General features: G+C 49.5%; 12 protein-coding genes, 8 tRNA genes and 1 pseudogene. All 21 read right to left on the bottom strand.

Annotation, left to right across the window (positions count from 1 at the left end; genetic code table 11):
• Window positions 1-10: 10 nt before the first annotated feature.
• Window positions 11-742, bottom strand: a complete 732-nt coding sequence (gene hisA, locus PVOR_RS02660; protein ID WP_006207524.1) for a 1-(5-phosphoribosyl)-5-[(5-phosphoribosylamino)methylideneamino]imidazole-4-carboxamide isomerase — start codon at window positions 740-742, stop codon at window positions 11-13.
• Window positions 743-778: 36 nt separating this feature from the next.
• Window positions 779-1,390, bottom strand: a complete 612-nt coding sequence (gene hisH, locus PVOR_RS02655) for an imidazole glycerol phosphate synthase subunit HisH (RefSeq protein WP_006207523.1) — start codon at window positions 1,388-1,390, stop codon at window positions 779-781.
• 3 nt (window positions 1,391-1,393) lie between these two features.
• Window positions 1,394-1,999, bottom strand: coding sequence for an imidazoleglycerol-phosphate dehydratase HisB (gene hisB, locus PVOR_RS02650; RefSeq protein ID WP_006207522.1), 606 nt, complete (start codon window positions 1,997-1,999; stop codon window positions 1,394-1,396).
• Window positions 2,000-2,063: 64 nt separating this feature from the next.
• Window positions 2,064-3,349 (bottom strand): annotated as a pseudogene (gene hisD / locus PVOR_RS02645) (histidinol dehydrogenase).
• 31 nt (window positions 3,350-3,380) lie between these two features.
• Complete coding sequence (gene hisG, locus PVOR_RS02640) at window positions 3,381-4,028, bottom strand: ATP phosphoribosyltransferase (RefSeq protein ID WP_006207521.1); 648 nt, start codon at window positions 4,026-4,028, stop codon at window positions 3,381-3,383.
• Window positions 4,029-4,080: 52 nt separating this feature from the next.
• Window positions 4,081-5,274, bottom strand: a complete 1,194-nt coding sequence (locus tag PVOR_RS02635) for an ATP phosphoribosyltransferase regulatory subunit (RefSeq protein WP_006207520.1) — start codon at window positions 5,272-5,274, stop codon at window positions 4,081-4,083.
• Window positions 5,275-5,629: 355 nt separating this feature from the next.
• The gene (locus PVOR_RS02630) at window positions 5,630-6,856 is read right to left on the bottom strand and encodes an acyltransferase (protein WP_006207519.1); all 1,227 of its coding nucleotides are present in this window, start codon (window positions 6,854-6,856) and stop codon (window positions 5,630-5,632) included.
• Between the two features lie 176 nt (window positions 6,857-7,032).
• On the bottom strand, window positions 7,033-7,539 hold the full coding sequence (locus PVOR_RS02625) for an acyltransferase (RefSeq protein WP_006207518.1): 507 nt from the start codon (window positions 7,537-7,539) through the stop codon (window positions 7,033-7,035).
• Window positions 7,540-7,552: 13 nt separating this feature from the next.
• The gene (gene ppaX / locus PVOR_RS02620) at window positions 7,553-8,203 is read right to left on the bottom strand and encodes a pyrophosphatase PpaX (RefSeq protein WP_006207517.1); all 651 of its coding nucleotides are present in this window, start codon (window positions 8,201-8,203) and stop codon (window positions 7,553-7,555) included.
• Between the two features lie 7 nt (window positions 8,204-8,210).
• Entirely contained in the window at window positions 8,211-9,344 is a 1,134-nt protein-coding gene (gene lgt / locus PVOR_RS02615) for a prolipoprotein diacylglyceryl transferase (protein ID WP_006207516.1), read from the bottom strand.
• A gap of 20 nt (window positions 9,345-9,364) precedes the next feature.
• Complete coding sequence (gene hprK / locus PVOR_RS02610) at window positions 9,365-10,303, bottom strand: HPr(Ser) kinase/phosphatase (RefSeq protein ID WP_006207515.1); 939 nt, start codon at window positions 10,301-10,303, stop codon at window positions 9,365-9,367.
• 389 nt (window positions 10,304-10,692) lie between these two features.
• Window positions 10,693-11,817 carry an ABC transporter ATP-binding protein gene (locus tag PVOR_RS02605; RefSeq protein WP_006207513.1) on the bottom strand — a complete coding sequence of 375 codons (1,125 nt, stop codon included), beginning with the start codon at window positions 11,815-11,817 and terminating at the stop codon, window positions 10,693-10,695.
• Between the two features lie 108 nt (window positions 11,818-11,925).
• Window positions 11,926-13,146 carry a PucR family transcriptional regulator gene (locus tag PVOR_RS02600; protein ID WP_006207512.1) on the bottom strand — a complete coding sequence of 407 codons (1,221 nt, stop codon included), beginning with the start codon at window positions 13,144-13,146 and terminating at the stop codon, window positions 11,926-11,928.
• A gap of 151 nt (window positions 13,147-13,297) precedes the next feature.
• Window positions 13,298-13,370 (bottom strand) — tRNA-Lys (locus PVOR_RS02595).
• Between the two features lie 7 nt (window positions 13,371-13,377).
• A tRNA-Tyr gene (locus tag PVOR_RS02590) sits at window positions 13,378-13,463 on the bottom strand.
• Window positions 13,464-13,475: 12 nt separating this feature from the next.
• Window positions 13,476-13,548: transfer RNA gene (locus tag PVOR_RS02585), tRNA-Phe, on the bottom strand.
• Between the two features lie 93 nt (window positions 13,549-13,641).
• Window positions 13,642-13,718 (bottom strand) — tRNA-Asp (locus PVOR_RS02580).
• Window positions 13,719-13,731: 13 nt separating this feature from the next.
• Window positions 13,732-13,807 (bottom strand) — tRNA-Thr (locus tag PVOR_RS02575).
• 26 nt (window positions 13,808-13,833) lie between these two features.
• A tRNA-Val gene (locus tag PVOR_RS02570) sits at window positions 13,834-13,909 on the bottom strand.
• Window positions 13,910-13,918: 9 nt separating this feature from the next.
• Window positions 13,919-13,995 (bottom strand) — tRNA-Met (locus tag PVOR_RS02565).
• 32 nt (window positions 13,996-14,027) lie between these two features.
• A tRNA-Ser gene (locus tag PVOR_RS02560) sits at window positions 14,028-14,119 on the bottom strand.
• Between the last annotated feature and the right edge of the window lie 160 nt (window positions 14,120-14,279).

Genomic DNA, 14,279 nt, shown 5'->3' with positions numbered 1-14,279 from the left:
GATTCCAGCATTAACCGATTCGTGTAACAGCCTCATACAGATCGATGCTGCCTGTATACAGCGCTTTGCCTACAATGGCTCCGCCTACACCGTCCCCGCTGTGCGCGCTGAGCGCCAGCAGATCGTCCAGCTTTGTCACGCCGCCCGAAGCGATAACCGAACGGCCGCTGGCTTTCGCAAGCGAGACAATCGCTTCCACATTAGGTCCCTGCATCATGCCGTCACGCGAAATGTCCGTAAAGATGAAGGTTTCCGCCCCTTTGGATGCCAGTTCTTTTGCCAGCACCTCGGCCTGCACCTCGGATGTTTCCAGCCAGCCACGTGTTGCGACATATCCGTTACGGGCATCGATTCCGATAGCCACCTTATCACCGTACTTGCCCAGCACCTCTTCCGTAAAGACGCGATCCTCGATGGCAGCTGTACCGATAATGACCCGGCTTACGCCTAGTGTGAGCAGCCGCTCCACATCCGCCAGCGTGCGAAGGCCTCCTCCTACTTGAACCGGAACCTGGACACTTGCCGCGATTCTCCCAATGATATCGTGATTGATCGGTTGACCCGCCTTCGCTCCGTCCAAATCCACCAGATGAATGAATCGGCCGCCCTGCTCCTCCCACGATTTTGCCACCTCTAGCGGATTGTCATTGTATACCGTTTCTTGATTATAATCGCCCTGAACGAGCCTGACGCACTTACCTCCGCGAATATCGATTGCCGGATATATGATAAAAGAGGACATCCCCATTCCCACTTTCCTTTGGTCTATTTGGTAGCCTTACGTCGTTAAAAGCAAGAAATTACGAAGCAAACTCATACCGAGCTCCCCGCTCTTCTCCGGGTGAAACTGCATGCCGTACACAGAACCCCGGCCTACGATGGCCGTCACTGGTTGGCCATAATCGGTAGCCGCCAGCAAATCGGTCTGAACCTCAGGAAGAACATGATACGAGTGGACAAAATACACATGACCTTCCTCAAGCCCCGCAAACAGCGGATGCTCCCGCTTCTCGAACTGCAATGAATTCCAGCCCATATGCGGCACTTTATAGTCGCCACCCGCAAACCGCACAACCGATCCGGGCAAAATATTCAGCCCTTCATGATTCCCGTGCTCTTCGCTTCGGCTAAACAGGAGCTGCATGCCAAGGCAGATCCCAAGCAGAGGCTTCCCTGCGTCCGCAGCTTCCTTCATGACCGAGTCCAGCGAGGTTTCGCGCAGCTGCTCCATGGCATCTCCGAATGCGCCGACGCCGGGAAGGATAATACCATCTGCAGCTAAGATTTCATCCCGCTCCCCGGTGACAAGCGGCTTATACCCAAGCCGCTCCACCGCTTTGCCAACGCTGTGCAGGTTGCCCATGCCGTAATCCACGATTGCAATCGCCATCGATTAGAGCACTCCCTTCGTGGAGGGCACGCCGGTCACCCGCGGATCCACGCTGGTCGCCTCATCCAATGCACGGCCCAGTGCCTTAAACACCGCTTCAATCATATGGTGTGTATTGTGTCCGTAATGAACGATGACATGCAGCGTGATCCGGGCTTCCAGCGCCAATTTCCACAGAAATTCATGCACAAGCTCGGTATGGAAGGAACCGACCTGCTGCGAAGGATACTCAGCCCGATACTCAAAATGCGGACGGTTGCTGATATCCACGATGACTTGAGCAAGCGCCTCATCCATCGGTACAAACACGCTGGCGTACCGCTTAATCCCTTTTTTATCGCCCAACGCCTCGCGGAACGTCTGCCCCAGGCAAATCCCGATATCCTCCACCGTGTGGTGATCATCAATCTCGATATCCCCTTTTGCCTTCACCCGAAGATCAAAGTGACCATGCTTCGTAAACAAATCCAGCATATGATTCAGGAACGGTACATCGGTTTCCAATTCGGAGATCCCGGTGCCGTCTACATTGAAATCCAGGGTAATGTCGGTCTCATTGGTTTTGCGGCTCACGCCGGCTGATCTTGCTGCTGCATCCAAACTACTCACGATTGATTGCCTCCTCTATACGGATATCCATATTAAATGGATGACTTTTGTTCTTCTCTGCTGTTTATCGTTCATGATCAAGCCGAATCTCGATTGCCCGGGCATGACCCTCAAATCCTTCACGGCGGGCCAGCTCCATAATCTGCTCACCGTCACGCAGCAAGGCTTCTTTGCTGTAGTAGATCAAGCTGGATTTTTTAATAAAATCGTCCAGATCGACCGGCGATGCAAACCGTGCCGTACCATTTGTCGGAATGATATGATTCGGTCCCGCAAAATAATCGCCCACCGGCTCGGAGCTGTATGGTCCTAGGAAGATAGCTCCCGCATTCTCAATCTGGCCCACGATCGCCATCGGCTCCTCCGTCACAATCTCCAGATGCTCCGGCGCCAGCCGGTTAATGACTTCGATTCCTTCCCTCAGGGACTCAGTTATGATCACCGCGCCGTAACTGTCCACGGAAGCACGGGCAATATCACGTCGCGGCAGCAGCTCGAGCTGTCGCTGTACTTCAGCGGCAACGGCTTCACCCAGCTTGCGGGAAGGTGTCACCAGAATAGCGGAAGCCAACTCATCATGCTCCGCCTGGGAGAGCAAATCCGCCGCTATATAGGAAGCATCCGCACTGTCGTCGGCCAATACTACGCAATCTCGCTCGGACCGGCCAGGCTGTCAATATTGACCGCACCGTACACTTCACGCTTGGCCAGCGCCACGTAAATGTTGCCAGGTCCGCAAATTTTATCGACAGGAGAGATGGTCTCCGTTCCATAAGCCAGCGCAGCTATCGCTTGTGCTCCTCCTACGCGGTAGATTTCCGTAACGCCAGCCTCCGCAGCAGCCACCAGGATATAAGGATTGATTCCATCCTGACCGCCGGTCGAAGGTGGCGTCACCATGACAATCTCGGGAACTCCCGCCACTTGGGCAGGGATGACATTCATCAGGACCGATGAGGGATATGCCGCTTTTCCGCCAGGTACATATACACCCACACGCTGCAACGGACGAATGATCTGTCCCAGTATGCTGCCATCAGCTTGAAAATCCATCCAGGAATTTCGTTTCTGCTTCACATGAAATCTACGAATGTTATCCGCTGCTGCCTGAATCGCCTTCACGAACGAAGGCTCCACATGACCGTAAGCCGCCTTGAGCTCTTCCTCCGTTACGCGAAGCTGGTCCGCAGTCAGATGGACGCGATCCAATTGCTCAGTATGCCGCAGCAAGGCAGCATCCCCTTCCGTTCGAATATCCCGCACAATCGCCTTAACGACTTCGTTCTGCTCCGGTGTGCCATAATCGGTCTCCCGCTTCAGCTTAAAATCCTGTGCTGATACAACCTTCACCTTAATCTCCCCCTATCCCGCTGCATGGTCTCTACCGTGAAACATGAGCTCCCTCAGACATGATGGCCTTGTGCAGCCGATCGCACAATGCCTGAATTTCATCATTCTTCATCCGATAGCTCACACGATTGGCAATGAGACGACTCGTAATTTCAAAAATGCTGGTCATCTCCACCAGTCCGTTCTCCTTGAGGGTCTGACCCGTCTCGACCATATCGACAATACGATCTGCCAAGCCGATGAGCGGTGCAAGCTCAATGGAACCATTCAGCTTAACCACCTCGACCTGCTGACCCTGCTCACGGAAATACTGTGATGCCACATTCGGATATTTGGTTGCCACCCGCTGAGTAATGCCCGGCTTCCAATCTGGCAAGCCAATAACCGACATCCTGCACCTCGCGATTCCGAGATCGAGCAGCTCATAAACGTCTTTGTTCTCCTCCATCAGCACATCCTTGCCCACGATACCGATATCGGCGACACCGTATTCCACATAAGTCGGCACATCCACCGGCTTCGCCAGAATAAATTCCATTCCTGCCTCCGGCAAGGAAATGACCAGCTTTCGCGTTTCATCCACATCGAGGGGAATCGGTAGTCCGGCCGAACGGAACAGCGCGGATGCTTTTTTATATATACGCCCTTTGGGCATCGCTACTTTCAACGTTTCCGCCACGTTCAAATCCTCCTAACCTTAACTTATATAAAAGATGAATCACGTCCACGTTCTATTGAAGTGTGATAATCTCCCGGTATCCTCTATGGAGCAAACTCCCCGAGATGACAGGAGCCCCTTCGTCTCCACCGTTTGCATGATCCGGAATAATTGAAGTTATAACCGTATGACCCTGTGCGCGAAGATCAGCCGCCTTAGCTAATCCTTTCTTCCGATAAGAAGCCGTGTAACGAATGAGAACAGGAAGGTCTTCCACAATCTCGGAACCCTGTACTCCATCCAATATACGGTTGGTCTTGATGGCAAAACCTGTTGCCGGAACCGCACGGCCAAACTGCTGGAGCAGTTTGTCATAACGACCACCGCTTGCCACAGGGGAGCCTAATTCCGCCGCATAGCCCTCGAACGTCATCCCTGTGTAATAGGAGAAGTCCCCGAGCATGGTGAGATCAAACAGAACATGCCTGGAGACATCGTATGCCTCCAGCACCTCCCACACCTTGCATAGATGCTCAATAGAAGCCCTGGCGAGGTCATTGCTGCTAATTTCAAGAGCTTGACCGGCAATCTCCCGGCCACCGCGCAATCTTAGAATTCCTTCTAACTGTTCTTGCTGTCCTGGGGCCAGTTGCAGGCTGGTGATGGTATTCCGGTATCCGACGTAATCCCGATTCAGCAGATCCTGCTTTAAACTTTCTTGATCTTCAGCCCGCTCAGGAAGCACCTGCTGGAGCAGACCATTAAGATAACCCATATGCCCCATCGCAATCTTAAATCTCTCGACGCCTGCCGCCTTGAGCGATTCAATGGCCAATGCAATCACTTCGGCATCCGCCTCAGGGGAATCATCGCCTACAAGCTCAACACCCGTCTGGAAGAATTCCGCTTCCCGTCCCGCTTCCTCTTCAATCGCGCGAAACACATTGGCATGGTATGACAAACGCACCGGAAGCGGCTCATCTTTCAGCAGTGATGACATGACCCGCGCTATCGGAGCCGTAAGATCAGATCGAAGCACCATTGTTGTTCCACGTTTATTAAGTAATTTAAACAGTTTTTGGTCCGACGTAGAGCTTGCTACGCCTACTGTATCGTAATATTCCATCGTTGGTGTCATGATCTGCCGGTATCCCCAGCGGTCCATGCACGCAAGCACTTCACGTTCAATCCGGCGCAGCTTGGTGACTGCATGGGGTAGATAATCACGAACACCTGCCGGTTTCTCGAAGCCTTTTGGTTTAGACATGAAGCTCCACCTCAAATCAGAAAAAGTCTTTAATATGGTAAAGTGTTACCTTGCTAATAAATTAAAGGATATTGGCTATATTACCATGAATAGATCCCGATCGTCAATGCATGGGAAATGCGTACATCTATGTATCGTTCTCTGTTTCTAACGACATTAGCCGCCCCAGGGCCAGCTTCACTTCTGGGTATAATTGTAACACAAGAACGAGCAGCAGTGGCTGGCTTGGCTTGTGATCATCTCCAGCCATGCCTTATGCGCACCCATACAAAAAGCCGCCCGATTGCCGGACGGCTTGGTTCATGATTGTTGGTATGAGATGAAATTATGCCTGCTATGATTACAGATATTACAATTACAGATCAACCGACTTCTTGCTGTCGCCTGTAACGGTATCCTTTTTTTGCGACGGCGTCTTGGGTACTTTGGATGATGGTTTTAACGAACGCGGCACGCTGCCAAGCAGCATCCAGGAGCCCGGGATCCACCGGAACATGGTTTGCACCACAAGCGCACTGACAATCAGCGCGGTTACCATACCGCCATATACCCAAATGAGATAATCATCGGTTACTGGGTTCAGCTTCAGATCGTATTCCCGATACAAGAACAGCCACAATGGATGCACCAGATATATCGCGAACGATAGCTCGCCAATCCGTGTCAGGACCTTAACGATGAGTTTCCAACCGCTATTGTACAGCCAGCTTGCCAGCTGCATCAGCACAATCGCAGAGAAGACGGTATGCAGATTCCACAGCAGCTCGTACAACAGGGAATCGTATTTGGCACCGTGCAATCGCTGATTGTACCAGATTTGCACATGAGCCAGTGCCACCGCGATCCATCCGGCCCACAACACGACCGTGCCTGCCCTTTGACCCGAAGTCTGCTTCTTCCATGAGGACGTTAACCAGCCCTTGAATTTATCGTAATTCATCGCCAAGTACGCGCCCAGCATGTAATAGGCTAGATAAGAGATAGCCAAGCTGCCTTTAAACGTATATTGCAGTTCATACTTATTCCATAAGATGAAGCCCCATTGGAGCAGGAATCCGATCGGAACCGCCCACCGCACCAGAAACCGGGACGATTTGAACAGCTTGAGGAAGATCGGGAACAGAATGTAGAACTGCAAACTGATGAATACAAAATATAAGTGCGTATAGTTCTGTCCGCGAATCAGACGCTCAAAGAAAAGCGGCATTTGTGCCCATAGATCAAACGAACTGTTCAGCAGTCCATTCTGATACATCCGAACAAAGAAGTAGAGGATAGAGAACAGCACATAAGGCAGCAGAATATACAAAAGCCGCCGTTTGTAGAAGTTCTTGATCAAATCCTTGGTCAATGGACGGTCTGCATAGTTATAGAACAACACAAAACTGCTCAGAAATATAAACGAAGGTGTGCCGTATTTAAAGAAGATATTCAAAAAATTAATAATATAATAGAACCGCGAATCGATTGCATCCACCGTTGCAAATGAAGTCGCATGTACGTGAAGCACGCCCAGAATAGCCATCGCACGATAGATATCGAGTTGCGGCAGCCTTTCCTTTTTGTTCAGCGTAGCACTCATGTCAGGCGTCGCCTCCTTTTATTTCAGCTTTTTCATAGAGTCCATGTATAAGGCGGCGGGCAAAAAAGTCCCTCAAGGCCATTACCCAGGGGACTATAGTTCGCTTTCTGTCATGTCATCCTCATCTCATTTTACAATAAATCCGACAGCTTGAGAACCTGACATGTCATATTACCTCAAATTGACTCACTTTCCGTCGATGTCCTCTTCAGCTCTCGCAATGGATTCCCGCCTACAAAGACACCTGGTGCCACATCCTTATGTACAACAGATCCTGCAGCAACAACCGCTCCATCCCCAATGGTTACACCAGGCAATATCGTTGTGTTCGCGCCGATCAGTACGTTCTCCCCAATCCATACCTCTCCTAGGCGATATTCCTTGATTAAATACTCATGTGCAAGAATGGTTGTATTGTAGCCGATCACCGAATTCTCACCGATGGTTATTTTCTCAGGAAAAAACACATCCACCATGACCATCAGTCCAAACGCAGTATGCTGACCTACCTTCATCCCGAGCATATGGCGGTATATCCAGTTCTTCATGGGCAGGATGGGGCAATAGCGCGCCAGCTGGATAAAGATGAAGTTCTTCACGCCCTTAAACGGGCTAACGGTACGGTAGATTTGCCACAGCGCGTTCGGCCCTTCTACAGGATAACGGGTAATCTTTCTGGCCATGCTGCCAAAACTCCTATTCCTCTGGAAGTCCTACGATATCGTACAGATCTCTCATATCCTTCAAAATAAAATCCGGACCATACTCCTTCAGCTTCAGTTCACCCTTCAGGGACCAGGATACTGCGGCAGCCTTAACGCCTGCCGCCTTCGCAGACTGAATATCGACTGGACTGTCACCGATCATCAACGTTGTCTCTGGGTTCGCACCCAGCCGCTCTATCGCTGTCAGAACGGGTTCGGGATGCGGTTTGGGGTGTTCTACATCATTCACCGTAACAATCGCAGACATGAAGCGTTCGAGATCGAACTTCTCCAAAGTCATCATCGTGGAGGGACGGATCTTCGTCGTTACGATGCCGAGGGTTAACCCGTGTCGATGAAGACGCTCCACGACTTTATTCACATGCGGGAATGGTCTGACCATCTCATCATGATGAAGCGTGTTGAACGAGCGGTAGGCTGTTACAAACGGGCTCACATCTTCGATGCCCCCCGAGAAAGCCTGCAGCTGCTGTTCAAGCGTTGTCCCCATATGCGGAATGATCTGCTCTCTGGTCAAAGGCCCTGGAGCCTGAGACTCGAATACATGCAGAAATGATGAAATGATCAATTCATTCGTATCAATAATGGTGCCGTCCAGATCAAACAGTACGGTTTCAATCATGCTGCAACTACTCCTTTTTGTCCTCCGTATCTGGTTTTATAACCGGAGTCTCATCCACCTGCGTTTGCTTGGCCTCCGTCTCCTGAGCTTGGGTAAGAGGGCTCTTATCAACAAGTTCCGCTGTTTCCACTGTCTCTTTATGATTTTTCGAAGAAGTTGCCGCCGGGGATTTCACTGTTTTATTCGTTTGCAGCTCCGCCTCCGGGGTTGGGCTGACTCCTGCTTTGGTGGACACGATAGGATCCAGATAACGCACATTCGCTCGACCTGTCACACGGCGTACAATAATCAGTATGATGCCTGCAATAATAAACAAGACAGACAACAGCTGTGAGATACGGATGTTTCCGTAGGCCGGATCCAGATGGCCCAGTTCAAAGCCCATCCAGGTCATCGGTGCCCATAGCGTATTGTTAATGAAGTCGGCAAGGCCGGTAGAGCCTTGAAATGCCAAACTGTCCGTGCGCACCGCTTCAATGAAGAACCGGCCAATGGAATACCAGATGAAATATCCGATGAAAAGTTCGCCGGAACGCAAGAATTTTTGTCTCCGGATAATAAGCAGTACAACAATACCAACCAAATTCCACAATGATTCATATAAGAAGGTAGGATGATGGAATACGCCTTGTACATTCATCTGATTCACAATGAAATTAGGCAGATGCAGCTCCCCGCGCAAAAATGTTTCGCTTACAGGACCGCCATAGGCCTCCTGGTTGACGAAATTCCCCCAGCGTCCAATAATTTGGCCGGCCAATAGAGACGGAGCACAGATATCGGCAATTCGCCAGAACGAGTAGCCCCTTCTGCGAACAAAGATCAGCGCGCAAATAATCGCACCGATAAGTGCGCCGAATATCGCAATACCGCCATTCCATATTTTGAACACATCGAGGAAGTTATCCTTATAGTCTTCCCACTTAAAAGCAACATAATAAATGCGTGCACCGATGATGGCAGAAGGAACGCCGAGCAAGAGCAAGTCCATAAAGAATTCCTGCGGAATGCCAAAACGCTTGCCTTCGCGAATAGCCAGCAGCAGACCCGCCAGTGCCCCAAGCCCCAAAATCAAGCCATACCAATGAACACGCAGCGATCCGATGGAGAACGCCACCGGATCGATGAGCAATGTTTGCATCACTTATAACCTCCCTAGTCCTAGTCCAAATCGTCCATATCTTCAGCGATGGTTGCCGTCAGCTTGTTCGTAAACTGCAGTGCAGCATTAAGTCCCATTTGTTTCAATCTGTAGTTCATGGCTGCTACTTCAATAATAACCGCAAGGTTACGTCCTGGACGAACGGGAATGGTCACCAGAGGGATATCCGTCTCTATAATACGCGTGGTTTCTTCATCCAAACCCAGACGGTCATACTGCTTATCCTGCTGCCAGGCCTCCAAGCGAACAACGAGGGTGATCCGCTTGTTATTCCGAACAGCCCCGGCGCCGAATAATGTCATTACGTTAATAATACCGACACCGCGAATCTCCAGAAGGTGACGAATCAACTCCGGCGCCGTTCCGTGAAGCTGAAAATCCGAGGTTTGGCGAATCTCAACCGCATCATCGGCAATTAACCGGTGTCCACGTTTTACAAGTTCGAGCGCTGTCTCGCTCTTCCCGATACCGCTTGAACCGGTAATCAGCATACCCACGCCGTATACATCACACAATACACCATGAATGGTTGTAGTCGGTGCTAATTTTCGCTCCAGGAAGCTTGTGAATCGGCTCGTTAGAATGGTAGTTGCCATGCTGCTGCGCAGAATAGGCAAACCTCGCTCATTCCCGAGCTCAACCAATTCCTCCGGCACTTCCAGCGAACGCGTAACCACGATACACGGTGTTTCCTCCGTACACAGACTACGCATCCGTTCTTTACGTTCCTCCGGTTTCAGCATCCCGAAGAAAGCTAGCTCCGTGCGCCCCATAAGCTGTACACGCTCACGCGGATGGTACTCAAAATAGCCCGCCATTTCCAATCCTGGACGATTCAGATCGTCCGTTGTAATCTGACGTTTCAAGCCTTCCTCGCCTGCGATGACCTCCAGCTGAAACTGCTGGACCAGCTCGGATACCTTCACTTTCTTGGCCATGGTCTTACCCCTCTTCTTCCGTTGTATGTTGACATCACAACACAGCCGTTACACGGCTCATCTTGGATGATATATTTCATAATCTGGTTATTTCCAAAAAATGTTTATTCAAAAAGTATTCTAATTCCACGTCTTTATCTGTCATCAACATATGTCGCCACGTTCTAAACGCCGCTTTTTCCGCATGCACGAAACACTTATGTATGCCCTGCTTTGTGCTTATCTTATCGAAAAAAGCTACTGAATGCAATTCTCTTTGCCCTTCCGATAGGGACAATAGGCTTATATCTGCTGAGAAATGAAAATAAGTACCACTCTAAATGCCTCTTTCTCCTAAAAAAACCGCCCCTTGAGGGGCGGTTTTCAAGAGAATGCCGTATACCGGAGAATTAGTCTCCCAGCAACACGTTCAATTCGGACTCTTTATCAAAGATATGAACTTTGTTCATGTCGATTGCCAATTTAACATTATCGCTTTCACGTGTAGTAGAACGTCCGTCTACACGGCCGATAACAGTATCAGTACCCAGTCCACTCAGATACAAGAGCATTTCGTGACCGAGGTTCTCAGTAACGTCAACTTTTGCATTGAAGATGGTGTTCGGGGAAGCTTCCAGGAATACTGGCTCTTCATGAATATCTTCAGGACGAAGACCCATGATGACTTCTTTACCGATCATCGATTTGTTTTTAAGAATTTGAGCTTTGCCGCCTGGAACCTGAACGTTCAGTCCCTCGGAAGTGAAGTACACGCCTCCGTTTTGTTCAGACAATTTACCGTTGATAAAGTTCATGGTTGGGGAACCGATGAAACCAGCAACGAACAAGTTGTTAGGGCTGTTGTACAGCTGTTCTGGGGAATCCGCTTGTTGAATGATACCGTCCTGCATAACTACGATACGGTCACCCATTGTCATAGCTTCTGTTTGGTCATGCGTTACATAGATACAAGTGGTTTCAAGACGCTTAACCAGCTTCGTAATTTCAGCACGCATCTGACCGCGAAGTTTCGCATCCAAGTTGGAAAGCGGCTCATCCATCAAGAAGACTTGTGGATCACGGACAATCGCACGACCCAAGGCAACACGCTGACGCTGACCACCGGAAAGAGCTTTTGGCTTACGCTCGAGCAAATGCTCAATGTCCAAGATTTTAGCTGCTTCACGTACACGTTTATCGATTTCGTCTTTCTTCACTTTGCGGAGCTTCAAACCAAATGCCATGTTTTGATATACGTTCATATGTGGATACAAGGCGTAGGATTGGAATACCATCGCGATGTCACGATCTTTAGGTGCTACATCGTTAACAACGCGGTCGCCAATGTAAAGTTTACCCTCAGAAATTTCCTCAAGTCCTGCGATCATACGCAATGTCGTGGACTTACCGCAACCGGAAGGACCTACCAATACCAAAAATTCTTTATCTTTAATATCCAAATTAACGTCAATTACAGTTGCTTTATCCGCACCTGCATACTTTTTGTAAATATGCTCTAAGCGTACACCAGCCATGTGCATTTGCCCCCTCATATGAATGTTATGAAATCGAATACAATTAATTTATAATCTTATATTACCCCATAGGCACCTGACTTGCTATACACAATCTGCACAAAAAACCTATTTCCTTTTCGTCACTTTATACAATAGAAGCGTAATTTTTACTAATACCGCATCACTGAAGCTGCGAACATCCAGACCCGTCTCCTGTTTGATCTTATCCAGACGATAGAGCAGCGTATTCCGGTGAATATACAGATGCTTGGCTGTCTCGCTCACGTTGCAGTCCAATTCAAAGAAGGACTCCAGCGTAGACAACGTCTCGCTATCCTCGAACAAATCGGTATGCCCTGCAGCATACTCCCGCAGGAACTGATTACGTTGATGCTCAGGGATACTGTATACCAAACGCTCCAGGTGGAGCCCGGTTGATAGATGGATATGTTCTTTAACCTGGAACGTGCGGCCGATTGTCATCGTCTCCCTCAACATTCCAACCGTCTGTGGCAAAGCATGAAGCGCATTAACGGCCGGTATAGCCGAGATATGGAAATCCCCGACCCATTCCGTTGAAACCAGCTCGTACAATCCCATACAGAACAGAGACAGTAAATCCTGATCGCCCTCGGCTGGGGTATCCTCTTTATCATCTGTCGTGATTCCATCCAACAGCTCTTGATTCGCAAGTATAATCCATTCTTTATCCAGAAGCGGCACCAGAATAATGTCCCCGTCAAAATAGCTTTTTAATAACCGCTGCAGCGCTTTATAACTCGGCGTCGGCGCGTGTTCGCTTTCATTAATCAGAAGGAATGGAACCATTTCCTCTGTTAAACTTGAGCGGAGCAGAAGCTCATCCGGCAATTCAGCTAACAGTTCTCCGGCTTGAAGACGTTCCTTTAACCATGAACCCAGCTGTTGAGCGCGCCGTTCATCTTCGACCTTAACGCTGCTTTTCGACACTATCCCTGGAGATGTCTCATGAATGCTCGACAATAAAAGGGTTATAAGGCCAATCTCCGACTCCGTCAGAACATTCCGATCTGCCACGATCACCCGGACAGGGTCCTGCCGATTAACCGGAATCCAAACCTCGTTAAGCGCTTCATATTCGTAGGCGCCAGCATGGGTTCGCTCTTTACGTGATGTCTCCCTTTCTCCACGGAAAATGGATCCAAGAGCCTCTTCCACATTATGATGACCGATGCGGTTGCCATGCCGCTGTGCGGCTGTCATGGATTCTTTTAGCCATGCCGCTTCTTGCGCGTTCAATGTTTTTAAACCGAGTGAGGTACCCAGGGTCTGCTCCAGCTTCTGAACGATGTGCTCCATCTCCACCATTGATGACTCCACCACTTTATCGTTTTTTTCTTATTTTAGCATATCGCCCTGTACAAACTACAATTCATTCATTGAAAGCAGATCGGTATGCAGCAAACTTATCTTCTGAAAAAACAAAAAGAGCCGTCAACAACGTTGACGACTCTTGGGATGAGCCATGAAGGACTCGAACCTTCGACACCCTGATTAAAAGTCAGGTGCTCTACCAACTGAGCTAATGGCTCTTATTACTGGTGGAGGATGATGGATTCGAACCACCGAACTCGGACGAGAACAGATTTACAGTCTGCTGCGTTTGGCCACTTCGCTAATCCTCCAGGATATAAAGGTGGCTCGGGACGGAATCGAACCGCCGACACGAGGATTTTCAGTCCTCTGCTCTACCGACTGAGCTACCGAGCCTTATGTAATTGACATAAAAATAAAGTGCGGAGTGTGACACTTCCCACTTTAATCTGTGGAAAACCAACCATTATTATTCCTATAAAGAAATAATGGCGGAACTGACGGGATTCGAACCCGCGATCTCCTGCGTGACAGGCAGGCATGTTAGGCCTCTACACCACAGTTCCGCATTGGTAAAGATGGTGCCGGCGAGAGGACTTGAACCCCCAACCTACTGATTACAAGTCAGTTGCTCTACCAATTGAGCTACACCGGCATGGTATGGTAATAAAAATGAATACATGGTGGAGGCTGAGGGGTTCGAACCCCCGACCCTCTGCTTGTAAGGCAGATGCTCTCCCAGCTGAGCTAAGCCTCCAGGTATGTATGGTAGCGGCGGAGGGGATCGAACCCCCGACCTCACGGGTATGAACCGTACGCTCTAGCCAGCTGAGCTACACCGCCATATAAAACCAATTGCATGTAAGTTATTCAAATGGCGGAGAGAGAGGGATTCGAACCCTCGCACCGCTTACGCAGTCTAACCCCTTAGCAGAGGGTCCCCTTATAGCCACTTGGGTATCTCTCCATCATAACTTGTATGCAGTTACAGAGATTGATTCCCTGAAAACTAGATACGAAACGAAATTTGCGTGTATTAGATATCCGTAGCATTACCCGATGTGGTATCGGGGTCCCCGAAAAGTATTCGGCATCCGCTTCAACGCCTTGCTTCACTTTTTGGGGTG

Origin of the sequence: Paenibacillus vortex V453 (genome assembly GCF_000193415.1) — a bacterium.
In the GTDB taxonomy this organism is placed as follows: Bacteria; Bacillota; Bacilli; order Paenibacillales; family Paenibacillaceae; genus Paenibacillus_AQ; species Paenibacillus_AQ glucanolyticus.
Note: the sequence above shows the minus strand (reverse complement) of the source record. Positions and strands in the feature narration are given on the sequence as shown.